At 30.5% G+C, this 23433-nt stretch carries 20 protein-coding genes and 1 other RNA gene; 1 reads left to right on the forward strand and 20 read right to left on the reverse strand.

Features of this window, described 5'->3' with window-relative positions; all coding sequences use genetic code 11:
• Positions 1-74: 74 nt before the first annotated feature.
• The 11 genes from BUA48_RS15635 to dnaG form a co-directional block, all read right to left on the reverse strand.
• Positions 75-926 (reverse strand): hypothetical protein, encoded by an 852-nt coding sequence (locus tag BUA48_RS15635; RefSeq protein WP_072832214.1) that lies wholly within the window; start codon positions 924-926, stop codon positions 75-77.
• Between the two features lie 219 nt (positions 927-1145).
• Positions 1146-1697, reverse strand: a complete 552-nt coding sequence (locus tag BUA48_RS11530; protein ID WP_072832215.1) for a maltose acetyltransferase domain-containing protein — start codon at positions 1695-1697, stop codon at positions 1146-1148.
• Between the two features lie 410 nt (positions 1698-2107).
• A complete protein-coding gene (locus BUA48_RS11535; RefSeq protein WP_072832216.1) occupies positions 2108-2788 on the reverse strand; it encodes an MgtC/SapB family protein in 681 nt (226 codons plus the stop codon).
• 217 nt (positions 2789-3005) lie between these two features.
• Positions 3006-3329 (reverse strand): hypothetical protein, encoded by a 324-nt coding sequence (locus BUA48_RS11540; RefSeq protein WP_143147717.1) that lies wholly within the window; start codon positions 3327-3329, stop codon positions 3006-3008.
• Positions 3330-3556: 227 nt separating this feature from the next.
• Positions 3557-4228 carry an orotate phosphoribosyltransferase gene (gene pyrE, locus BUA48_RS11545; protein ID WP_072832218.1) on the reverse strand — a complete coding sequence of 224 codons (672 nt, stop codon included), beginning with the start codon at positions 4226-4228 and terminating at the stop codon, positions 3557-3559.
• A 213-nt stretch (positions 4229-4441) separates the two neighbouring features.
• Positions 4442-4785: RNase P RNA component class A (rnpB, locus tag BUA48_RS11550), an RNA gene on the reverse strand.
• Positions 4786-5189: 404 nt separating this feature from the next.
• Positions 5190-6002, reverse strand: a complete 813-nt coding sequence (locus BUA48_RS11555; RefSeq protein WP_072832219.1) for a Nif3-like dinuclear metal center hexameric protein — start codon at positions 6000-6002, stop codon at positions 5190-5192.
• Between the two features lie 3 nt (positions 6003-6005).
• Positions 6006-6692 (reverse strand): tRNA (adenine(22)-N(1))-methyltransferase, encoded by a 687-nt coding sequence (locus BUA48_RS11560; RefSeq protein WP_072832220.1) that lies wholly within the window; start codon positions 6690-6692, stop codon positions 6006-6008.
• A gap of 32 nt (positions 6693-6724) precedes the next feature.
• Positions 6725-7612, reverse strand: coding sequence for a PH domain-containing protein (locus BUA48_RS11565; RefSeq protein ID WP_178138981.1), 888 nt, complete (start codon positions 7610-7612; stop codon positions 6725-6727).
• 728 nt (positions 7613-8340) lie between these two features.
• Positions 8341-9399 carry an RNA polymerase sigma factor RpoD gene (gene rpoD / locus BUA48_RS11570; RefSeq protein ID WP_072832221.1) on the reverse strand — a complete coding sequence of 353 codons (1059 nt, stop codon included), beginning with the start codon at positions 9397-9399 and terminating at the stop codon, positions 8341-8343.
• Between the two features lie 24 nt (positions 9400-9423).
• Positions 9424-11184 carry a DNA primase gene (gene dnaG / locus BUA48_RS11575; RefSeq protein WP_072832222.1) on the reverse strand — a complete coding sequence of 587 codons (1761 nt, stop codon included), beginning with the start codon at positions 11182-11184 and terminating at the stop codon, positions 9424-9426.
• A gap of 487 nt (positions 11185-11671) precedes the next feature.
• On the opposite strand from dnaG, the gene BUA48_RS11580 reads away from it, so the two are divergent.
• Positions 11672-12739 carry a CotS family spore coat protein gene (locus BUA48_RS11580; RefSeq protein WP_072832223.1) on the forward strand — a complete coding sequence of 356 codons (1068 nt, stop codon included), beginning with the start codon at positions 11672-11674 and terminating at the stop codon, positions 12737-12739.
• 368 nt (positions 12740-13107) lie between these two features.
• Here BUA48_RS11580 and ppdK read toward each other — a convergent pair whose 3' ends face one another.
• From ppdK to BUA48_RS11625, 9 genes are all read right to left on the reverse strand, one after another.
• Positions 13108-15741: a pyruvate, phosphate dikinase gene (gene ppdK, locus BUA48_RS11585; RefSeq protein ID WP_072832224.1), complete on the reverse strand. Its 2634-nt coding sequence runs from the start codon at positions 15739-15741 to the stop codon at positions 13108-13110.
• Between the two features lie 103 nt (positions 15742-15844).
• Complete coding sequence (gene ccpN / locus BUA48_RS11590; RefSeq protein ID WP_072832302.1) at positions 15845-16486, reverse strand: transcriptional regulator CcpN; 642 nt, start codon at positions 16484-16486, stop codon at positions 15845-15847.
• Between the two features lie 499 nt (positions 16487-16985).
• Complete coding sequence (locus BUA48_RS11595) at positions 16986-17639, reverse strand: DUF4342 domain-containing protein (protein ID WP_072832225.1); 654 nt, start codon at positions 17637-17639, stop codon at positions 16986-16988.
• Between the two features lie 5 nt (positions 17640-17644).
• The gene (gene recO, locus BUA48_RS11600) at positions 17645-18391 is read right to left on the reverse strand and encodes a DNA repair protein RecO (protein WP_072832226.1); all 747 of its coding nucleotides are present in this window, start codon (positions 18389-18391) and stop codon (positions 17645-17647) included.
• 21 nt (positions 18392-18412) lie between these two features.
• Positions 18413-19297, reverse strand: a complete 885-nt coding sequence (gene era, locus BUA48_RS11605) for a GTPase Era (protein ID WP_072832227.1) — start codon at positions 19295-19297, stop codon at positions 18413-18415.
• A 41-nt stretch (positions 19298-19338) separates the two neighbouring features.
• Complete coding sequence (locus BUA48_RS11610; RefSeq protein WP_072832228.1) at positions 19339-19740, reverse strand: cytidine deaminase; 402 nt, start codon at positions 19738-19740, stop codon at positions 19339-19341.
• Between the two features lie 144 nt (positions 19741-19884).
• Complete coding sequence (locus tag BUA48_RS11615; RefSeq protein ID WP_072832229.1) at positions 19885-20583, reverse strand: diacylglycerol kinase; 699 nt, start codon at positions 20581-20583, stop codon at positions 19885-19887.
• Between the two features lie 75 nt (positions 20584-20658).
• The gene (ybeY, locus tag BUA48_RS11620; protein WP_072832230.1) at positions 20659-21156 is read right to left on the reverse strand and encodes an rRNA maturation RNase YbeY; all 498 of its coding nucleotides are present in this window, start codon (positions 21154-21156) and stop codon (positions 20659-20661) included.
• A gap of 8 nt (positions 21157-21164) precedes the next feature.
• Positions 21165-23429 carry an HD family phosphohydrolase gene (locus BUA48_RS11625; protein ID WP_072832231.1) on the reverse strand — a complete coding sequence of 755 codons (2265 nt, stop codon included), beginning with the start codon at positions 23427-23429 and terminating at the stop codon, positions 21165-21167.
• Positions 23430-23433 lie beyond the last annotated feature (4 nt).

Here is a 23433-nt window from a genome sequence, read left to right on the forward strand (position 1 = left end):
AAAGTTTTTCCTATAAAAAAATAAACAGAAATAAAATTTTCATTTATAACCGTTTATTGTTATATCTTAAGCTATTATTTTTGAATTTTAACTCCACTTATCTTAAGGTATTGCCCTTGAGATACTGTTATATAGGAGTCTGCTGTTAAATTATCATTTGTAATTATAGCTTCAAGCTTATGAGTACTATTAGCTGACACCTCTACATAGCCCATTGCACTATCTAATACTACTTTGTATTCTCCTGCTGGAATATCAATTCCCACCTTATACATACCATCTGTATATAATCCACTTGCTGGTATTATAGACTTAGCCTCTGCAACTGGATACATTTCCCCACCTTGAAGTTTAAAATATTCCCCATTATTTAATGTTACATATGAATTGCCCTTCATTAAATTATCATTAAATATGATACTTTCTAAGTTACCTGTACTATCCTTAGCAGCTTCTATATAACACATACTTCTAGTAGCTAACACTAAGTATTCTCCTGCTGGAATATCAGTTCCTACTTTATATGTGCCAGCGGTAATTCTTGAGGTTTTCTTAGGCTCTTCTTTCTTTGCTTCCTCTTTTTTTACCTCTTCCTTTTTGGCTTCCTCTTTCTTTAATTCTTCTTTTTTTGCTTCTTCCTTTTTAGCTTCTTCTTTCTTTAATTCTTCTTTCTTTAATTCTTCTTTTTTTGCCTCTTCCTTTTTAGTTTCTTCTTTCTTCAACTCTTCCTTCTTTGCTTCTTCCTTTTTAATTTCTTCCTTTGATTTATCCTTATTACTGCTGCTCTCTATAGTAATATCATTTCTTTTATTGGCGCTATCTTTTGATCCATTTGAAAATTCATTTCCTATTGTAGCTAGTATAATTACAGCCATAATCCAAAACCAAGCCTTCTCATAAAAAGGTTTCTTTTTTTCTTCCCCCATACTAAACTCCCCCAATTTTATAATAACTCCCTCTATTTTAGCATAATATGTATAATTACTATATAATCATAGCAACTTATTTATTTATTTTTATTTATATTTCTATTTAATAAAACTACTGTATTAAATTTCAAATTACACAGCACTAGTTATATTAATTATTTTAGAAAGTAATCTTAAGTAGAAATTTCTAAGTTAAAGCTACCTATCCATGATCAATTATAAATACTTTATAATCTTAGCTGGATTTCCTCCAACTACAACATTATTCGGAACATCCTTTACTACCACTGCTCCAGCCCCCACAACTACATTATTACCAATAGTTACCCCTGGTGCTATAACAGAATTTCCACCAAGCCAAACATTATCCCCAATGATAACTTCCTTCCCATACTCCAGCCCTGATATCCTTGTTTCTGCATCCAAGGGATGTGTTGCAGTATATATGCACACTCTAGGAGCCATCATGCAATTATCCCCTATTACAACCTTGCAAACATCTAAAATTATACAGTCATAATTAGCAAAGAAGTTTTCACCAACATATATGTTGTACCCGTAATCACAACGAAAGCTTGGCTTTACACAAAAGTTCTCCCCAGTTCTCCCAAATAACTTTCTTAAAATTTCACTACTATCTTCCTCTGAAGAATTATTAAATTTTCTAAGAATAGCTTGAGCTTCTGCCTGCTCCCTCATTAGTTCTTCATCTAAAGCACAATATAATTTCCCCTCTAGCATTTTCTCTTTTTCAGTTTTTCTCTCCATACTCTTCCCTCCAAAATAATAAATGTACTATCTATATTATATTTGAAATTTAATACAGATAGCCACCTTAAAATTTATAATCCACCTTAATACAAAGTAAAGCTCATAATAAACTTCACTGCTCTTTATACTTATATAAAAAATTAATTTAAATATATACTTTGTAATATTAAATCTACATCATCATAATTTATTACATATTAATTTTTTTATCCTATAAAATTATGAGTGAAGTTTGTTTAATGCAATATATATACTTTAAAACTATAAATGATATAAATTCTATTTAAGGAGCTTTCAATAAAATATCCTTATATACCATTCTCATATTTTTTAAATATCCATATTAAATGCATTAAAAAACACCATAAAATCTACCTCACTAGATTTTACAGTGCTTATTAATTTTTTTAAAACTCAGCAGACTTCACAAGAGGATTATCCTGCAAAGTACATATAAGTTTACACATATCAAACCATTCATCAGTTCTCATAATAATCTCCAAGCTAATCCTATCAGGAAGTTCATCATCTGTTTTAGCCTTAAAATTAATAAGAGTTATCTCCTCATGAGTTAAAAGCTTGTGTATCTCCTGCACTGCCCCTGGGAGATTAGCAATCTGTAAAAGCAATAACTCAGTTTTAGGAGAAGATAAAAATTTAATTTTACTATGCAATAGGACTTGTCCTAAAATAATAACAACAGTAGCTACTGCCCCTACAAAATATAATCCTGAACCTATTGCTAGTCCAATCCCAGCTGTAACCCAAATACCTGCCGCTGTAGTTAATCCCTTTATACTCTCTCGGTGCATGAAAATTATACCTGCACCTAAAAATCCAACCCCCGTTACAACCTGTGCCGCTATACGTGATGGATCAAGATTTGTATTCTGCCATCCTATCTGATCCTGAAAACCATACTTCGATACAATCATAATAAGAGCAGCACCTACAGCCACAATAAAATGTGTCCGAATACCAGCTTCCTTCATTCTATTTTTTCTCTCATATCCAATAGCAGTTCCACATATAGCCGCTATGCAAATCCTTAAAAGATAATCTAATTGCATTAAACAACTTACTGACATACACTCACCCGCTTACCTATTATTTAATGATATACCTTAACTTTAAATCATCTTAATACATATGGCAATAAATACTTCTATACTCTATAAACATCTTAAAGTATATGATATAACCTTAAACTTAATGTCTATATAAAAATATCCACACCTAAAAATCAAACTGAATTATAACAAAGCCATTCAATAAGTTTACATATAATATATCTGCAATGCTTAACTATATTTTTAAATTCTCTTTTCTTAATCTTTTAACTTCCTCTAAATCCAAACCAGTTTTCTCTGCTATGGTTTCATCATCTAATATATCAAGTAACTTTATAGCTATTTCTTTTTTACTCTCTTCCTTACCCTTTTCCTCTAAATATTTTTCTCTTATTTCATCAATACTCATTTTTACAACCCCTCCCGCACTATCCTTAATTTCTTTGAATTTTTCAGATAAGCTATCATCTTGTATTAAAAATAAATACTCTAGAAAATATGTTAATGCCTTTCTTTGATCCATTGTCTTTACTTTATTATAACTTCTTATCATCATCATATTAAATTATTCATATTCTATCAATCTCTTAAGCAAATTATCTTTTCTATGTTGTTAGATTTTCTTTAAAGTTAATTTATTAAAATCCGTAACTTAAGTATATAAAAAACACCACCATATGGGTAGTGTTTTCTATATATAACTAAGTTCATAAGCCGAGTTCTGTATTAGAAAATTCTCACTGGCTCTATTTCTTAGTTTTCATCTTTAATTATTCTTATATATTATTACTTAGCGCCGTATTTCTCTAAGTGTTCTTCAATTTTCTTTTTCATTTCATCGTTGATATGAACTACTCCATCAACTGGACGGTTATGTAGGTACTCAACTATTTCACGAATATTAACTATTGAATAAGTTTTTATGCCGTATTCTCTTTCGATTTCCTGTAATGTAGATACATCTCCAGTTCCTCTTTCCATTCTATCAACGGCTATTACTACTGAGTCTATTTTTATATCACCTAATTGTGATAGGATTCCTATAGTTTCTCTAATAGCTGTTCCTGCTGTAATAACATCTTCAATGATTACAACATTATCTTCTTTAGTTGGAACCTTTCCAACTATCATTCCACCTTCGCCGTGGTCTTTCTTTTCTTTTCTATTGAAGCTAATAGGTACGTTTACACCAAATTTTTGAGCTAAAGCTGTTGAAGTAATAACAACTAGTGGAATTCCTTTGTATGCTGGTCCGTATAATACTGGATTGCTTACATTACATTTTTCATGGAATGCTTCTGCATAGTATTGACCTAGTTCGTAAAGTTCCATACCATTTCTGTAGTTACCTGTATTAATGAAATAAGGTGTTTTTCTACCACTCTTTGTTGTGAAATCTCCAAATTGTAAAACCTGTGCTCTTACCATTAACTCAATAAATTTCTCTTTATAATTCATACGCTACCCCCATATATTTTTATAAACTTTTATGTAACCAAAGCACTCAATTTGAGCGCTTAACTTCTAAAATTAAATTTTATACATATTAATTACAACTTATAGATTATTATTTTATATTTATATGATAAGTTAAACTGTGCTTTTAAAACCATTTTCTACCTCAAGTTATTTCTTATACAAAAAACACCACGTATAACGCAGTGTTTTTAATATACGACTAAGTCTATAAGCCGAGTTCTGTATTAGACAATCATCTATCTAGGCATATTGTTTCCAATATGCTCAAGCGATACACCCGAAGACGGGACGGGCAGCCCCATAATGTCTTCCTATTCGATCTTGCTCCAGATGGGGTTTACATAGCCGCAAAGTCGCCAATGCGCTGGTGAGCTCTTACCTCGCCTTTCCACCCTTACCAAGTAAACTTGGCGGTATATCTCTGTTGCACTTTCCTTAGAGTCGCCTCCACTGGGAGTTACCCAGCACCCTGCCCTATGGAGCTCGGACTTTCCTCTTCTGTAGTAAACTACAGCAGCGATTGTCTGGCTTACTCGCAGTACTTATAATATCATACTATAAAACAAATTACAACAACAAATTTCTACATTTCCTCGGAAATATGTCCTGCTATTGCTACTACCTATAATATTTACACTTAACTTTAAACTTGAATTAAGAAAGTACTTTATTAAATAACTTCCTTAAAAGTCATAATAAAAAAATTTTTATATAGTCCTTGTATATTCTTTGCAATATTAAATCTACATAATCATAATTTATTACATATTAATTTTTTATCCTATAAAATATGAAAAGCACAGAAATTACTGTGCTTTTTAATACTATTTATTTTCTACTTAAATTTAAATCTATATAAGATTAATATTATTTATTATCATATATAAATTACTATATATAAATTCATTACTAACTTTACTGCTATTGCTAATAACTCCTTCTATAAAACTTCATATGGGTCCTTTGCGCTTTGTGATATATATATTGTAATATCATGTCCCGCTTCTTTTAGCTTTTCTTTTAAAACAGTCTCTATGGACTTCATTGCACTCCATTCTGTACCAAAATGCCCTGCATCAATAATACATATGTCCTCTTCCTTAAAGTCGCTTACAAAGTGATATGAAGTATCTCCTGTTATTATGCACTCAGCACCTAAGGATTTTGCTTTAAAGAAATAATCTTGCCCTGAACCATTTATTATTGCCACTCTAGAAATTTCTTTATTAAGGTCTCCTGCAAATCTTACATTCTTAAGATTAAACCTATCCTTAACCTTATTACATAGTTCAAGTAAAGTCATTGGACTTTCTAACTTTCCTATTCTGCCTATTCCATGATTTCCTTCAACCATTCCCTTAGGGCTTTTATCTAATATCTTAAAGTTTTTGATATCTAAAGCTTCTGCTACATAATCATTTAATCCACCTTGCACTGAATCTAAATTTGTATGAGCTGAATATAAATTTATATCATTTTTTATTAAAGATAATATTTTTCTTCCCTGTAAAGTTTCATTAGTTATAGATTTAGGTTTTATAAATAATAATGGGTGATGAGTTAATATGAAGTTACACTGCTTATTTTTAGCCTCTTCAATTACATCTAAAGTACAATCTAAAGCTATTAATATAGAAGATACTTTCTCTCTATTATCTCCAACCATTAATCCAACATTGTCAAAGTCTTCCTTTAACACTGTTGGGGCAATAGATTCAATTATTTTCACTAATTCCTTAATATATAATTCCATAATCTACATTACCTCTTTTAAACTGTTTATCTTTTTCTTTAATTCTATTTTTCTAGCTTTACTATTCTCTGTATCCTCATTTAAAGAACTGCATACTCTCTCATACTTCTCTATTAAATGCTGTGCATATTCTATTGCTACAGGATGTTTTTGTTTAATTAAATTTTCACTTATATCATAGAAAATTTCATTTTCAACTTCTATAGGAGCAGCTTTCCTATATCTTATTTTAAGCATTTGATAAAACTTTCCTTCATCAAAGCATATATCCTCACCTAATATTTCATATCCTGAATCCAAAACATACTTTCTAAAGACTTCAACATTTTGTGTTGGTTGTATCACTGCATATTTTAGAGCTTTAAAGACTTCTAATTTGTCATTTAAAATATCTCTTATAAGGTTGCCACCCATACCAGCGATAACAGCTACATCTACTTCATTTTTCTTAATTGTAGATAATCCAGCTCCTAATCTACACTTAACATTACCGCTTAACCCCTTCATTCTTATATTATTTTTAGCACGCTCAATAGGGCCTTTATTTATATCTGAAGCTATAGCTTTTTTACATATATTATTTTTAACTAAATAAATAGGAATATATCCATGATCCGTCCCTACATCTACTACCGATTCGCAAGGTTCTATTAAATCTGCAATCTTTTGTAATCTTATACTTAAATCCATATTCTTCATTTCCTCATCTTATATCTTTAATTTTATAGATATTTATACAGTATTCTAAATTGAACTATTAATACCATTACCACAACTAAAAGTGCAATATAAATATATTTATAAGAAGATCTCTTATCAAATTTAGCTGTAAAATGTGTTGCATAATACATGCACATTAAAAGTGCCATAGCACCTACTCCATAAAACATCTGAGTTGACGCAAACTGTTTTCCAGTACCTATTAAGACAGGCTGAAAAAGTGAGTTAAACTTAAGTGGCATAATCTGTGGTAACATGTTAAGACCGTATAATGCAAGTGGTGTCGCAACTGATATTATACATAAAAAACTGGTCAACAAAAAAGGAATCATAAACTGCTTATCTTTATATAACTCCAATTTCCCTTGCTTAGGAAATCTCTTAAAATTCTCAACTGTACTGCTTATTTTATCTAGCTTCTCATTAAATTTATCAATATCTGCTGGTGATATAACATATGTTATATCCTTTGTTACTATATAAAAGTTATTATGGCTAGAAGTTAAGAATAACTTGCAAAGTCCTATAGTGTCTTCAAAACATTTTCCATAATTAATATTAGCTAAACTATAACCTGATAATTTTACACCACTTATTTTAGTATCTTTATATAAATACCCTAATATATCTCTTTGAGGTATAAAGGTCTTTTTAAGCCCAAAGAATCTAATAATTTCTATTCCATTTTCATCTATTGAATACTTTAAAGTTTCTACTGCCATCATATAATAAAGTTGATATATTATTATAACTGTAAATAGGGAAAATAATATTTTATCCCATGTGTAGGAGTCCACAAGATTAGTACTCACAAACATCCCAAATATACTTAACACACATAAACATATTACATAAAACATTTCCCTTGGCCTCTTAGCCTTAAATTCCAAGTTCATCACTCTCCTTTATTCACCTATATTATATCATATTTTTTAAAGCTGTAAATTCTAAGAAAATTTGTGCATTATCATATACAATTGAAGTGCTTATTCATAATTTCAATTCTTAAAAAGCTCATTTTTTACTTTTCCTGCATAAATAAGATATTTTATAGGGTTTCATTTGCTTTTAAGTTTTATTTCACTTATTTTCTAAGTATATTTTTTCTAATTTAATTTTATACTTAATTTAGATTTTTTTATACTTAACATGTAACTAAGTTCAAAGTAACTCTCTAAAAGTAAAGTCTTTTACATATATATACTTTGCAATATTCAATCTACATCATCGTAATTTATTACATATTAAATTTTTGATCCTATAAAATATGGCTGAAGTCTATTTAATGCAAGATATATATGAAACTTTTTTGCTTTGAATTTTATCTTTTTTCTAAAAAAGTAATTTATTCACTTACTTTTTTTCATCATATTAAATTTACTTTTTTTACGAAATCCTTCAAAGCCTGAAACTAAGCCATTTTCATCAACTTCTTATAAATTAGTAAATGAAAATAGTTTTTTACCCCCTATTAATAATTTACTATTTATAATAAAATCAATATAGAAAAAGCACCCAAAGGGTGCTATTAAAACTAGTATAGTTGCAATAGTGAAAGTTAGCTTAAATCCTATTTTACTGCTTATTTCATCATAGGATTCTAAGCTAACACTAGCTATTAATCCAAGTAATCTTTTAATTTTTTACTTCTACTTGGATGTCTAAGTTTTCTTAAAGCCTTAGCTTCAATTTGTCTTATTCTCTCTCTTGTTACATTAAACTCTTTTCCTACTTCTTCAAGAGTTCTAGCTCTACCATCATCTAATCCAAATCTAAGTCTTAGAACTTTTTCTTCTCTTGGTGTAAGAGTATCTAAAACATTGATTAATTGTTCTTTTAACATAGTGAAAGCTGCTGCCTCAGCTGGTGCTGGTGCATCATCATCAGGTATAAAGTCACCTAAATGACTATCCTCTTCTTCACCTATAGGAGTTTCTAAAGAAACTGGCTCTTGAGCAATCTTCATGATTTCTCTAACCTTTTCTACAGGCATTTCCATAATTTTAGCAATTTCTTCTGGTTGTGGTTCTCTACCTAACTCTTGAAGTAATTGTCTAGAAACCCTTATTAATTTATTTATAGTTTCAACCATATGAACCGGTATTCTTATTGTTCTTGCTTGGTCAGCAATAGCTCTTGTTATTGCCTGTCTTATCCACCATGTAGCATAAGTACTGAACTTGAATCCTTTTCTGTAGTCAAATTTCTCTACAGCTTTGATTAAACCTAAGTTACCTTCTTGAATTAAGTCAAGGAATAACATTCCTCTACCAACGTATCTTTTAGCAATACTAACAACAAGTCTTAAGTTGGCTTCTGCTAATTTCTTCTTAGCATATTCATCACCTTGTTCGATTCTATTAGCAAGCTCAATTTCCTCTTCAGAACTAAGTAAAGGAACTTTACCAATTTCCTTTAAGTACATTCTTACAGGGTCATCTATAGCAATCCCTTCTGGAATAGCTATTTCAATTGTTTCCTCTTGCTCTTCCTCAATTTGACCAGTTACTTCTATATTCATAGACTCAAGAACTTCATATATTTTTTCTATTTGATCTGGCGTTATATCAACTTCATCTAACTCATCCATTATTTCTTGGTACGTTAAAGTACCTTGCTTCTTACCTTTTTCCACAAGCTTTTTAACGACCTTCATTTTTTCTCCTTTGTCCTTCATGAATATACCTCCCTTCTCACTCTATTACTTAGCTAATTGCTTTTCTATCTGCATTAGTTCTTCTGCAAGTTTAATAGACTCTTCAAGCATTCCTTTACTTTCAAACTCTTTTATTTTACTCATAATATCCTTTCTTAATTCCTCTATTTTAAAATTTGTTATTTCTTTTTTACAATCTTCTATTAATTTTACGAATTTCTCTCTATCCTCTTGCTGTAGAATTTTTAAATCCGTTATATTAATCCATTCCTTAACAGTTTCTGAATTCAAACAATTATTTTCAATTTTTTTCAAATTATTTTCTTCTCCATGAAACTTTATAATTAAATTATAAAGTTCTTTACACTCTTCTCTTATAAAATCATCCTTTGAAAAGCCCTCTGTAATATACTCAAAAGTCTCTTCCACAAGCATAAGATGAAGTATAGTTCTCTCAGCTTTAACATAAGATGGTTCTATATATAATTTTTGTCTAAATTCCTGTGAAGTATTCATTCCATCACTATTTTTCATGTTATTTTTTAATTCTTTGTTAAATAAATCATATATTGACTGCTCTTTGATCTTTGTTTCCTCTGAAATTCTTTTAATATAGACATCTTTTTCTACAGGATCTAGATCAATAAGAATTTCTGTTATTCTTTTTATGTATTCAATTAGTCCTTCATTTTCCTTAAGGTTAAGACCTTCCTTAGCTCTTGTAATCCTGTAATCTATTAATGGGACTGCATTTTCTACAAGTCTCAAAAATGCTTCTTTACCATTACTTTTTATGAATTCATCGGGATCTTTGCCTTGAGGAACAGTTAAAACCTTTACACTAAAACCTTCTTTTCTAAGAATGTCTAATCCTCTTAAAGTCGCTAATTGCCCAGCCACATCAGCATCATAAGAAATAATCACTTCATCTACGTATTTTCTCATAAGCTTAGCTTGCCCTTGCGTAAGTGCAGTACCTAATGAAGCAACAACATTTGTTATTCCATACTGATGTAAGGATATACAATCCATATATCCCTCGACTATTATAAGACTTCTCTCCTTAAGATTTTTAATAGCAAAATTAAGTCCATATAAGTTATAACCTTTATTAAATAACTTTGTTTCTGGAGAGTTTAAATACTTCGGCTTTGAGTCATCTAATACTCTACCACCAAATCCAATAACCTTTCCTTGAGTATTAAATACGGGGAAAATTACCCTGTTTCTAAATCTGTCGTAGCAATTATTTTTTTCACTCTTTGCCACTAAACCCAAAGATAACATATCTAACTCTGTATATCCTCTTTTTTTAAGATAATTCATAAGTGAATTCCAGCCGTCAAGAGCATACCCTAATCCGAACCTTCTAATAGTTTGCTCACTTATGCCTCTTCTTATGAAGTAAGCTTTTGCCTCTTTTGTATTTTGTAAATTTGAAAAGAAAAACCTTGCCGCCTCTACATTTAATTTATAAAGTCTGCCATATGATTCCTTTTCTTTACTTGAATTAGTACTTTGTTGAATTTCTATGTTAGCCCTTTTAGCTAAAAACTCGCAAGCCTCAGGGAAATTCATGTTTTTAGTTTTCATTACAAAGGTAATTACGTTCCCTGCCTCTCCACAACCGAAACATTTAAAAATCTGTTTATCAGATGATACACTAAATGATGGAGTTTTTTCATTGTGAAAGGGACAAAGTCCAGAATAATTTCTACCTGCTCGTTTTAACCTTACTGTCTCTGATATCACGTCTACAATATCATTTTCATTCTTTATTCTTTCAAGAATATCTTCTGGTATCACTTAAAACTTCCACCCACCTTTAAATGATTTAACTCTATATTTATTATTCGACAAGAATTACTAAATTCCTTCTTTATAATTAAAATTTATTTTTCTATCTTGATATAAATTCTACTTATAATCCGTAACTCCTTCTTTTATGTAAAAAGATTTTAATAAAAACATTTAACTTTTTATTAATTATGAAACAAATTCCTCTAAAGCCCTTATTTAAAGGGGTTTAAATACAAATTTGCTTTATTATGTAAGTCAATATAGCTTTTATGTAATATAAAAGCCATTCTATTATACTATGATTTCAATGTAAATACTACTTCTAAATAATATTTTTTTATTAATCAATCATCTCCATAGTATTTGTTAATAATGTAAAAATTATAAATATTTTTTAAAAGTTCTAAAAAATATTTTTACTGAATATACTGTAATGTATGATACTAAGCCTTTACTGTTAGTTATTTCTATTAATATAAAGGGAGTGTTTTAAATGCCCAAAAATTTTGTTTCTACCAATGATCCTAATTTACTCAGTGAAAAGAACGTAAAAAAGTACGTTCTTCCAAAATACAACCTTAATAATTGTACAATTGAACAAGTTAAGTTCAAAGATACTGCCAAACAAAGAGCAGTCTATAAAGTAACATCAGATGAGCAGTGTTTTTGTTTAAAAAAGATATATTATCCAGCTACTACTTTACTTTTTGTGTATTCTACCATTGAATGGTGGCATAGACACGGAATAAATGTACCTAAATTATTGCCTAGTAAAGATAAATGTAGATTTGTAACTTATAAAAATATGATATTCATATTAACTCCTTGGGTTCATGGTGAAAAATGTGATTATAACAATCCTGTTCACCTATATAAAATAGCTGTAACCTTGGGAGAAATGCATAAGTGCGGTAAAAAATTCATCCCAATAGAAGGTAGTAAAGTTAATTATAAATGCGATAAAATTGATATTTCAACTTATAAGCATTTAAAAAACCTTGCTACTTATTCAAACTATGCCTTTGAATATAAGGATGAATTCTCTAAGGTCTATCTTAAATACTATGAAAAAATGAAAGAAATAGCTAACATCTCAACCAGTGCAGCAATGTCTATAGAATATGAAAACTTAACTAAAACCCTATGTCACGGAGATTACGTTAATAAAAATATTATCTTCACTCCTGACGGAAAAACTTGGGCAATAGACTTCGATAAAAGCTCCGTAGACTATGCAATGCATGATGTGGGATATGCACTTAGAAGAATTCTTCGTCGTGACTCCACTAATTGGGACATGGATTTACTTCTAAAGTGGCTATATGTATATAACGAAAATATAAAAATGACAGTAGATGATTATAAATATCTACTATCTTATTTAGCCTTCCCTCAAAAGTACTGGAAAATATCTAGAGATTATTATAACTACATTGAAAAGTGTAACAAGCAAGCCTTCCTTACACTATTATGCAAGACCGTAAGAACCTGCGATGCTCACTACAACTTTGTAATAAGCTTCAAGAAATATATCGAAGATAAATTTAACATAACACTTTAAAAAAACTCATAAAAGAGCCAAGTATACTTGGCTCTTTATTTTTATACTCATTCTCGATTTTCTTTTTACTTCTTCTCTATATTTCCAAGTCTTTTTTCGCTCTTCCATCTTACCTTTTCTCTATATCGCTAAGCCCTTTTTCATTCTTATTTCTTATTTCTTTCTCTCTCTAAGAGCTTATCTATTATTCTACTTTTCCTCTATTATCTTTTCTCTTCCTTCTACCATTTCTTTGTCTATATCTTTCACCTCATATTTTACCTTTTCTATACCATTTTACCTTAAACTTTTCTTTACATTTAACACAACTAAAAGTTGCCACACTTAGATTTCTCTAAATGTGGCAACTTTTATTTCATTTATATAAACTATTGTCTTGGATTTTTAATTTGTGCTTGTGCCGCTGCTAATCTAGCAATTGGTACTCTAAATGGTGAACAAGATACATAATTTAATCCGATATTGTGACAGAATTCTACTGAAGATGGATCTCCACCATGCTCTCCACATATACCTAATTTAATGTTTTCTCTTGTAGATCTACCCTTTTCAGCTGCCATCTTAACTAATTGACCAACACCATTTTGATCTAATCTTTGGAATGGATCAGATTCATAAATAGCCTTGTCATAGTAGTAGTTTAAGAACTTACCAGCGTCATCTCTTGAGAATCCAAATGTCATTTGAGTTAAGTCATTTGTACCAAATGAGAAGAACTCAGCTTCTTTAGCAATCTCATCAGCTGTTAATGCAGCTCTAGGAATTTCTATCATTGTACCAACTTGATATTTTAAATCACAGTTCTTTTCTTTTATTATTGAATCAGCTGTTTTAACAACAACATCTTTAACATACTTAAGCTCTTTAATTTCCCCAACTAAAGGTATCATTATTTCAGGAACTATATTAAATCCTTTACGCTCATTTACATCAATAGCAGCCTCTATGATTGCTCTTGTTTGCATTTCAGCAATTTCAGGATAAGATACACATAATCTACATCCTCTGTGACCCATCATTGGGTTGAACTCATGTAAAGATTCTATAGTAGCCTTTAATTCTTCAACAGTAATATGCGTTTCTTGTGCTAATGCAACTATTTCTTCTTCTTTGTTTGGTAAGAACTCATGTAGAGGTGGATCTAGTAATCTAACAGTTGCTGGTCTTCCCTCTAAAGCTTCATATATACCTACAAAGTCTTCTCTTTGCATTGGTAATAGCTTGTCTAATGCTTTTCTTCTTTGTTCTTCACTCTTAGCTACTATCATCTCTCTAACAGCTGGTATTCTAGTTTCTTCAAAGAACATGTGCTCTGTTCTACATAAACCTATACCTTCTGCACCAAACTCTATAGCTTGAGCTGTATCCTTTGGAGTATCAGCATTAGTTCTTACTTTTAACTTTCTTATTTCGTCTACCCAAGCCATGAACACTCCGAAATCTCCTACCATTTCTGGTGATCTAGTTTCGATTTGTCCTTCGTAAACTTTACCTGTACTACCATCTAAAGAAATGAAATCTCCTTCTTTAAATACTTTTCCAGCTACTTCGAAAGTCTTTTCTTTTTCATTAACTCTTAAAGCTTCACAACCTGCAACACAGCATGTACCCATTCCTCTAGCAACAACAGCAGCGTGTGATGTCATACCACCTCTAACTGTTAATATACCTTCAGCAGCTACCATACCTTCTATATCCTCTGGTGAAGTTTCTTGTCTTAATAAAATAACTTTTTCCCCATCTTCATGATGTGCTTTTGCTTCTTCAGCGGTGAAATATACCTTTCCACATGCAGCACCTGGTGATGCTGGTAAACCTTTAGCTAAAACAACACCATTTTTTAAGCCTTTTTCATCAAAAGTTGGGTGTAGAAGAGAATCTAATTGCTTAGGTTCAACCTTTAATATAGCCTCTTCCTTAGTTAATAAACCTTCTTCAACTAAGTCAACTGCTACCTTTAAAGCTGCTTGAGCTGTTCTCTTACCATTTCTTGTTTGAAGGAAGTATAACTTCTCTTGCTCTATAGTAAACTCCATGTCTTGCATATCTTTGTAGTGATTTTCTAGATTGCTTGCGATTTCCATAAACTTCTTATAACATTCTGGTAAATCTTGCTCTAATCTAGCTATTGGTTGAGGTGTTCTAATACCTGCAACAACGTCTTCACCTTGTGCATTTATTAAATACTCACCATATATTTTCTTTTCTCCAGTTGCTGGGTTTCTAGTAAATGCAACTCCTGTTCCTGAATTGTCTCCCATGTTTCCGAAAACCATTCTTTGAACGTTAACTGCAGTTCCCCAATCTCCTGGGATGTCATTTAATCTTCTATACACTATAGCTCTTGGGTTATTCCATGATCTAAATACTGCTGTAACAGCTTCTAAAAGTTGTTCAACAGGATCCTGTGGGAATTTCTTTCCTAAGGAGTCTTCATAGTAAGCTTTAAATCTTAAAGTGATTTTCTTTAAATCATCTGCTTCTAATTCAGTATCATATTTTACGCCCTTTGCTTCCTTAGCTTCTTCTAGTATTTGTTCAAAATTGTTTTTATCAAGACCCATAACAACGTCTGCAAACATTTGAATAAATCTTCTATAAGAATCATAAGCAAATCTAGGATTATTAGTTAAATTTGCTAATCCCTCAACAGTCTCATCATTTAATCCTAGGTTTAATACTGTATCCATCATTCCTGGCATTGATACTCTAGCACCTGATCTAACTGATACTAATAAGGGATTTTGTTTACATCCAAATTTCTTGTCTGTAATGCTTTCAACGTGAGCTAAAGACTCTTTTATTTGTTCTATAACTTCATCTGATAACTTCTCGCCATCAGTATAATACTTAATACAAGCTTCCGTATTAACAGTAAAGCCCTCTGGTACTGGTATGCCTAGCTTTGTCATTTCTGCAAGGTTAGCACCCTTACCCCCTAATAAGTTTCTCATTGAGGCATTTCCTTCGCTAAATAAGTAAACAAACTTCTTATTCCCCATTTTTAACAACTCCTTAATTATCTAGTGTTTTATATAAATTTTACCTGTTCGACATCAACCAAAAACCTATACTGGCACCAAATTGTCCCACACCATAAAAATTCTACCCGTTTTCGCTCATTTTAATAAGCAGATTTGTAAGATTAGTTTTTGAAACTTTTCCTATAACTTTTAATTGTTCAACATCATCTTCAAAAACTGATTCTACTACTGGCAAACTATCTATTTGATGATCTATTATTTTTCTAGCTGCATCATATATGGAATCTTCTGGTTTTAAGTATATAATATTTGGCATTCTAGTCATTATTATTCCAATAGGTACCTTGTGGATATCAGTTCCACCTATAGCTATTTTCAAGAAGTCTTTTCTTGAAACAGCTCCAACTAAACATCCTTCACTTTGAATAAATAATGTTCCTACATCATTTAAGAATAAATGAACTATTCCATCATACACTGTACATTCTTCACTGACCATTACAGGCTTTGACATTACCTCGCCTGCTTTAATACCTTTTAAATAGTCATATATAATACTGTAAGAGGGTTTTTTAGAATATACATAGCCAACCTTTGGTCGTGCTTCTAAAATTCCTGTCATGGTTAAAATCGCCAAATCTGGTCTTAACGCAGCTCTAGTTAAACTTAAACTACCTGCGATCTTCTCGCTTGTAATCGGCTGCTTTTCTTTTACTAATCTTATAATTTCCTCTTGTCTATCTGTAAGTTTAATAGTCTCCACCCTCTTCCCGGTAACATTTCTATTACTGTTTTTATTATAATGTATCACATTTAACATTACAACACACCTAAAGAGCCAAATTCGCCATTTTCGCCGTATTTATCAGCATTTAACTACGATTATTGCATACTATTTAAGTTTTTTTAGCTTTTTTATATTATTTAGTATAACATATATAGCTTTTTTGTGTATCATATATGCTAATTGTATATCATTTTATTAACTGTATACCTCTTTTTATACCCTCTATGGCTTGATTTCCTTTAAAAACTAGCAGTTTAAGACTGCTAGTTTTATTTATATATTATATTTATAGACTTTTATTGGCTTTATATACATTTGTGCTTTACTTTATATTCATTTATTTTATTAAATACTTATTATTGCTTTTCCATATATATTTTTTAATGTAAACCGTAAATATAGACCTTTATACTACAAACCTTTTTAATATAAACCTATCAAAATAAATACTTAAAACTTTTATATGCTTAATTAATTAGTTGTCTTTATTAGTATCTTTTTCATCATCTTCAAATTTAACTTCTTCTTTACACTTAACTTCTACTTCTTCATTTCCCATTTCATCATACTTAACTGTATAAGTATATATTGTCTCGTCATTGTCATCCTGTGAAAAATGAGAATACTCATCATTAGATCTTGATTTGAATTCTTCCTTCATATCTTTAAATTTATCAACTGTTTCATTTACTGCATTTTTGATTATTGCATTAACTACTTCAACTGATCCATCTTCTCTAGTTATTTCTATAGTTAATTTAGCAACTACAGCTGTAGCTACACCTATTACAATTATAGGAGTCCATATACATGCTATTAAGCCTGCTGCTATTCCAGTATTAACTGGTACATCAACTATAGTCTTGTCATCTTTCTTAACCTTTATTCTTCTTAAATTGCCTTTTCTTATAAGATCTTTAAACCATTGCTTAAATTCTTCTGTTGATGTATATATTTCTTCTTTGATTTGACTGTTAACATCACTCTTTGCATTATCATATTTTTCTTCTAAATATATTAATGCTTCAACTACATTTCCATCACACTCTACTAATGCTTCCTTTGCTTCTGCGTAAGATACACCTAGTCTTTCTCTTATTAAATCAATCTTTTCTAAAGTTATTTCCATTTAAATCATTCCTCCTTAATCAAATAATTGAACATGTCTAGACTCTTAGGTCTTCTTGAGTAACTTTGCCCAACTAATTTAGATAATACATCATAAACTTCCCCCTTGTTTTCCTTGGTTAATGAAAGCCTACTTAATTTATCAAAGGGTAGATTGTTTATGTACTTAATAATATTATAGGTAGAATAGGATATGTTGGCACTTAAATGTGCTTTACAATCTGAGCAACAAAATCCATAGGAATTTAAATCTATGTAATTAGATTTATTAATAGACTTTCCACACTTTACACATTTATCTAAAATTAAGCCATAACCTGTATTCTTTAGCAATCCTAATTCAAAAGCTCTTATTAGTATTTCTGTATCTATAACCTTATGTCTCAATAAATAATATGTGGAAACTAATAGTTTAAATAATTCTCTATTACTTTCTTCGTTTACTGTGGCAATATCTATAAGTTCATTTAAATAAGAAGAATATGTGAGAGTTTCTAAATCACCTATCAATTCCTGAAAAGAATCAATAATTTGACATTCATTTATAGTGTATAAACTCTTTCCTCTATATAGAACGTACTCACCAAAGGTGAAGGGCAATGTAGCTGCTAAAAACTTATTATTGCCCTTTTTAGCTCCCTTAGCTATGGCTGAAATCTTTCCAAGTTTCTCTGTATACAGCCATACGAGTTTATCGTTTTCTTTGAATTCTTGAGTTTTTATAATTACAGCTCTAGTTTTAAATATACTCAGAAAATCATCCCCTAAACTAAATTAGTCTTTGTACCCTAATTCTTTTAATAGGAATTGACTATCTCTCCAATCTTCTTTAACCTTAACCCATACTCTTAGATATACTTTATTTCCTAAGAACTTCTCTATGTCTTCTCTAGCATATTGTGATATTCTCTTTAACATAGTACCATTTTTACCAATGATAATTCCTTTATGGGAAGCCTTTTCACATAACATATTAGCATCTATGTGATATGTTCCACTTTTGCTTTGTTTCATAGAAAGTATTTCTATGGCAATACCATGTGGCACTTCTTGGTTTAGAAGTCTTAAAGCTTTTTCTCTTATTATTTCGTTTACAATAAATCTCTCTTGTTTATCTGTAATCATATCTTCTGGGTAATATTTAGGTCCTTCTGGAAGGTACTTTTTCATTTCTTCCATTAATGGCTCTACGTTTTTACCCTTTAAGGCTGACATAGGTATTACTTCTGCAAAATCAAAGGCCTTTGCATAAGCTTCTATTGTCGTAGCTACCTTTTCTGGTGTAGTTTCATCTATTTTATTAATTAATAAGAAAACAGGAACCTTTACTTTCTTTAATTCTTCTAAAATATATTCATCACTTTTTATCATTTCTCCCTCTGCTGAAGTTATGAATAATACTAAATCAACTTCGCCTAAAGAGTCTGATGCAAACTTAACCATTTGTTCACCTAATTTATTTTTAGGTTTATGAACCCCTGGAGTATCTACAAATATTATTTGACAATCCTCTTTGTTTAATATTGTTTGTATATTGTTTCTTGTTGTTTGAGGTTTGTTTGAAACAATAGTTAATTTTTCACCCATTATATAGTTAGTTAATGTGGACTTCCCCACATTTGGTCTTCCTATTATCGTTACAAATCCTGATTTAAACATAATTCCTCCTCTGTTGTTTTATTTTACCTTCAATCCTATATCTATTGTACATCTAGGTCTTTTTTTGTGAAAGCCCCAGGAAGTATTTCTTCAACTTTTTTAACCAAATATTCATTTTCATTCTTTACTATTATAATATCTGTGTTTTCGTCACTAAACTCCACTATAACCTGTCTGCATATTCCACATGGATAAGTGTAAGTCTTTGTGTCACCTATTAAAGCTATAGCCTTTATCTTTCTGTTTCCATTAGCAATGGCATTAAATATAGCTGTTCTTTCTGCGCAATTTGTAGCTCCATAGGATGCGTTTTCTACATTGCAACCTAAGTATATATTATCGTCTTCACCAAGTACTGCAGCACCAACTTTAAAGTTAGAATATGGTGAGTAAGAGTTTTTTCTCGCTTCAATGGCCTTTTGTATTAGTATATTATAATCCATACTTTTCCTCCCTTGTACTTTAAGTTTACTATATATGCTGTAAAACTTAAATCATATCTTATATAAATATAACAATATATATTATATTTATTGCTATATTTTTGTCTTATATTTTATATTATACTATATAATTATAAATATATGTTATAAAACTACTCTAAAGAATAGAACTGTTAAAACCGTTCCAAGTATAGCACCTACTATAACTTCAAGTACAGAGTGAACTTCAGAATCAACCCTACTTTGAGCAACTATTAAGGCTAATACATAGCCAAGTACCTGAGCTACTGTTTCCTTTGATAAAAAGGCTATTATAGTAGCTATAGAAAATGCAATGGCACTATGTCCACTAGGCATTCCACCTTTAAGAGGTGTACCTTTACCAACTATAACCTTTATTATTACCGTAACTACACATACAAAAACTAAAACCAAAAATACCATATGTGCCTTAGAACTTTGAATCTTAGATAGCATATTAAAAGTAAAAGGTTTTAATCTATTCCAAAACACCATATATCCTACTAAAACTGAGTTACCTGCAGCTACGAGAACTGCTCCTGCTGCTGCATCCTTTGAAAACTTAACCAAGGGATGTTTATAATCAATAACGGCATCTAAAGCCTTTTCTACTGCTGTATTTAAAAGCTCTGCCATTACTACAATAGCTATATTTGTTGTAATTATCATTATTTCTATTCTAGATAAGTCATAAAAAAAACATGCTGTTAGTACTATAAATGTGGCAAATATATGTATTCTTAAATTTCTTTCTTTTCTTATAGCCTCAATAATCCCCTCTATAGCACAGTTAAAACTTTGTGTCAATTTCTTATTTTTCACATTACCACATCCTCTCAAGAAATACTTTATATATAAATTATGTGACATACACTAGTATGTCACATATAGTTTGATTTATCTACTTATTTTAAACTTATTTAGTATCTCTTCTTCTCTTTTTCTCATCATAACTTTGTCATCACCCATGTGATCGTAGCCTAATAAGTGAAGAATTGAATGCACTATCAAATAGCAAGTTTCTCTTATAAAACTATGATCATATTCAAGGCTTTGCTCCTGCGCTCTTTCTAAAGATAAGGCGATATCTCCTAAAACGAGATTTCCATCATCATAGAAACTATCATCGAATTCATAATTTATATAAACATCTTTAAAAACCTCATCCTGTGGATACTCTAGCATAGGAAAAGATAATACATCTGTAACTGAGTCTATATTTCTTTGCTCATTATTTATAAGTCTAATATTTTCATTATCTACAAAAATAAGACTTACTTCATAATCTACCTTTACCCCTTCTTCCTTTAATGCATAATCAATAATTTCTTTAATTGCATCCACCATTTCTTCTGTAACTTTTATTTTATCTTGTCTATCATCAATATAAATCATTACCTCTTTTATTTTCCCTTCTCTTTGTTTAAGTTATCTAACTTACTCTTATTTTCTGGTTGTTCTAATTTCTCTGAGCCACTTTTATTATTTACTTCGTTTAATTTATCTAGCTCATCTATATTTTCTATTTTCTTTAATTTATCTTCATTTTCCTTTGTGGCTAACTTAGGATACTCTATTCTTTCATGATATATTCCAGATAGCCCCTTTAAAAATGCTTTTCTTATTTTTTCAATATCCTTCAATGTTAAATCACAGCTATCTAAATAACCATCATTTAATCTTCCTTTGATTATGTTATTAACCATCTCTTGGATCTTCCCAGTAGTAGGCTCTGATATTGATCTAACAGCAGCTTCTACTCCATCAGCTAGCATTATAATACCTGCTTCTCTGCTACGTGGGTTTGGTCCTGGATATCTAAAGTCTTCTTCCCTAACCTCTTCTGGCTTTTCACTATTATTTTTCATTGTTATATAAAAATATTTAACTAGTGAAGTACCATGATGCTCCCTTATTATGTCTTGTATTACTTCTGGAAGCTTATATTCCTTAGCAAGTTCTATCCCATCCTTAACGTGACCAATTATAATTAAGGTACTTAAGTTAGGAGATAGCTTATCATGAGGATTAGACATACCAACTTGGTTTTCCTTAAAGAAATAAGATCTTTTCAGTTTACCAACGTCATGATAATATGCCCCAACTCTAGCTAAAACCGAATTAGCACCTATAGCTTCTGCTGCTAGTTCTGATAAATTAGCAACTAAAACACTATGATGATATGTTCCCGGCGCCTCCATTAAAAGCTTTTTAAGTAAGGGTTGGTTAGGATTAGATAACTCTAAGAGCTTAACCGTAGTTACTATATCGAATAAACTTTCTAAACTTGAAAGTACCCCTATTGTAAGTACTCCAGAAAGTAAACTTGCAATTGAGGAATATCCACATTTTATAAGCATTGCTTTAAAACTGTTATCCACTTGTATATAGCTTAGAGCTGCTGTAAACACAAGGTTTATACCACAAATGTATAAAGATGAATATAAAATATCATTTCTTGTATCCATTTTCTTTAATAATGTGGTTCCCATAATAGCATTAGTTACAGCCATAAGGGTTATAGGCACATTACTATGAGTAGCTATAGCTATAAAAACACAGTTTATGACATTTAGTATTATGGATAAGTTTTCATCTATAAGCAATGCCATAAGCATTGGTACACATGCTAAAGGAATTAAAAATGGCGATATATAAGACAATATTCTCGCTATAAGTATGGAAAAACATTGGAGTAAACATATCAAAATTAGCATCTTGTTAGTGTAAGCCTTTTTATGATATTTATAAATATAGAACCCTTCGATTAAAAGAGTTATAGCTATAATAACCAATAATGAAATAGATGCCATTACTGCAAAACTATTATCTTCTCCATATATACCTAAGAGTTTAAGAACCTCTATTTGTTCAGAAGTTACAGGCTCTCCTTCCTTAACGATTATTTGATTTTCCTTAATCATAACCGGTTGTACAGCCTTCATTGCCTCTTCTTTTTGCTCTTTTGTCTTAACACTATCATTTTTAACGTTTGGTTTTACTAAATTATACCCTATAGATTTTCCTAATTCTCTTGTACTAATATTAAAATCAGAGACATTAAATTGAGAATTTATAAAGTCTTGAGCTTGCTTAAGATCAGTGTTTATCTGATACTGCTTATAAAGCTCACCCATGGTTTCATCTAAATACTTATTTAAGCTTTCAAACTCATTGGCATTTAAAGAAAGTAAAATCTTAAAACTTTCATCAGATAATCTAATATCAACATCTGCTTTTAATCTTTTTAGTTTTATAAGATCATTTTTACTTGTATTATCATCTTCCATTAAAGCCTTTTCCTGCTCAGTAAAAACTAAGTCCGAAGTTTTTATATCATCCACATTAGTACTTTTTATCTCCAAAGTCTTTGAAAATAACTGCTGTATATTTTGACTTACTTCATTTGCAACCTCCGTATCTATGGTGATTGCATCCTTAACCTTATCAGCAGCTTCCTTTCGCTTCTGTTCTGTTGCGATAGTATTTTCAATATTACTTGGAGACTTTATAGAAGACCCTGCTATATCTCCCACCTTTAAAAAATATTTTTCAGGAGTTACTGCTCCTACCAAAGTAAAGAATATGAATAAGAAGGTAACCCCAAATATAATTCCCTTCATAAGCTTATCATTTTTCATCACTTCCGCAATCTTCTCTTTAAACATAGCC

Origin of the sequence: Clostridium collagenovorans DSM 3089 (genome assembly GCF_900130005.1) — a bacterium.
Lineage (GTDB): Bacteria > Bacillota > Clostridia > Clostridiales > Clostridiaceae > Clostridium_D > Clostridium_D collagenovorans.

Coding starts and splice junctions, on each gene's coding strand:
- BUA48_RS15635 (WP_072832214.1), bottom strand. CDS start 926: ATGGGGGAAGAAAAAAAGAAACCTTTTTATGAGAAGGCTTGGTTTTGG.
- BUA48_RS11530 (WP_072832215.1), bottom strand. CDS start 1,697: ATGGAGAGAAAAACTGAAAAAGAGAAAATGCTAGAGGGGAAATTATAT.
- BUA48_RS11535 (WP_072832216.1), bottom strand. CDS start 2,788: ATGTCAGTAAGTTGTTTAATGCAATTAGATTATCTTTTAAGGATTTGC.
- BUA48_RS11540 (WP_143147717.1), bottom strand. CDS start 3,329: ATGATGATGATAAGAAGTTATAATAAAGTAAAGACAATGGATCAAAGA.
- pyrE (WP_072832218.1), bottom strand. CDS start 4,228: ATGAATTATAAAGAGAAATTTATTGAGTTAATGGTAAGAGCACAGGTT.
- BUA48_RS11555 (WP_072832219.1), bottom strand. CDS start 6,002: ATGGAATTATATATTAAGGAATTAGTGAAAATAATTGAATCTATTGCC.
- BUA48_RS11560 (WP_072832220.1), bottom strand. CDS start 6,692: ATGGATTTAAGTATAAGATTACAAAAGATTGCAGATTTAATAGAACCT.
- rpoD (WP_072832221.1), bottom strand. CDS start 9,399: ATGAAGGACAAAGGAGAAAAAATGAAGGTCGTTAAAAAGCTTGTGGAA.
- BUA48_RS11580 (WP_072832223.1), top strand. CDS start 11,672: ATGCCCAAAAATTTTGTTTCTACCAATGATCCTAATTTACTCAGTGAA.
- ppdK (WP_072832224.1), bottom strand. CDS start 15,741: ATGGGGAATAAGAAGTTTGTTTACTTATTTAGCGAAGGAAATGCCTCA.
- BUA48_RS11595 (WP_072832225.1), bottom strand. CDS start 17,639: ATGGAAATAACTTTAGAAAAGATTGATTTAATAAGAGAAAGACTAGGT.
- era (WP_072832227.1), bottom strand. CDS start 19,297: ATGTTTAAATCAGGATTTGTAACGATAATAGGAAGACCAAATGTGGGG.
- BUA48_RS11610 (WP_072832228.1), bottom strand. CDS start 19,740: ATGGATTATAATATACTAATACAAAAGGCCATTGAAGCGAGAAAAAAC.
- ybeY (WP_072832230.1), bottom strand. CDS start 21,156: ATGATTTATATTGATGATAGACAAGATAAAATAAAAGTTACAGAAGAA.
- BUA48_RS11625 (WP_072832231.1), bottom strand. CDS start 23,429: ATGTTTAAAGAGAAGATTGCGGAAGTGATGAAAAATGATAAGCTTATG.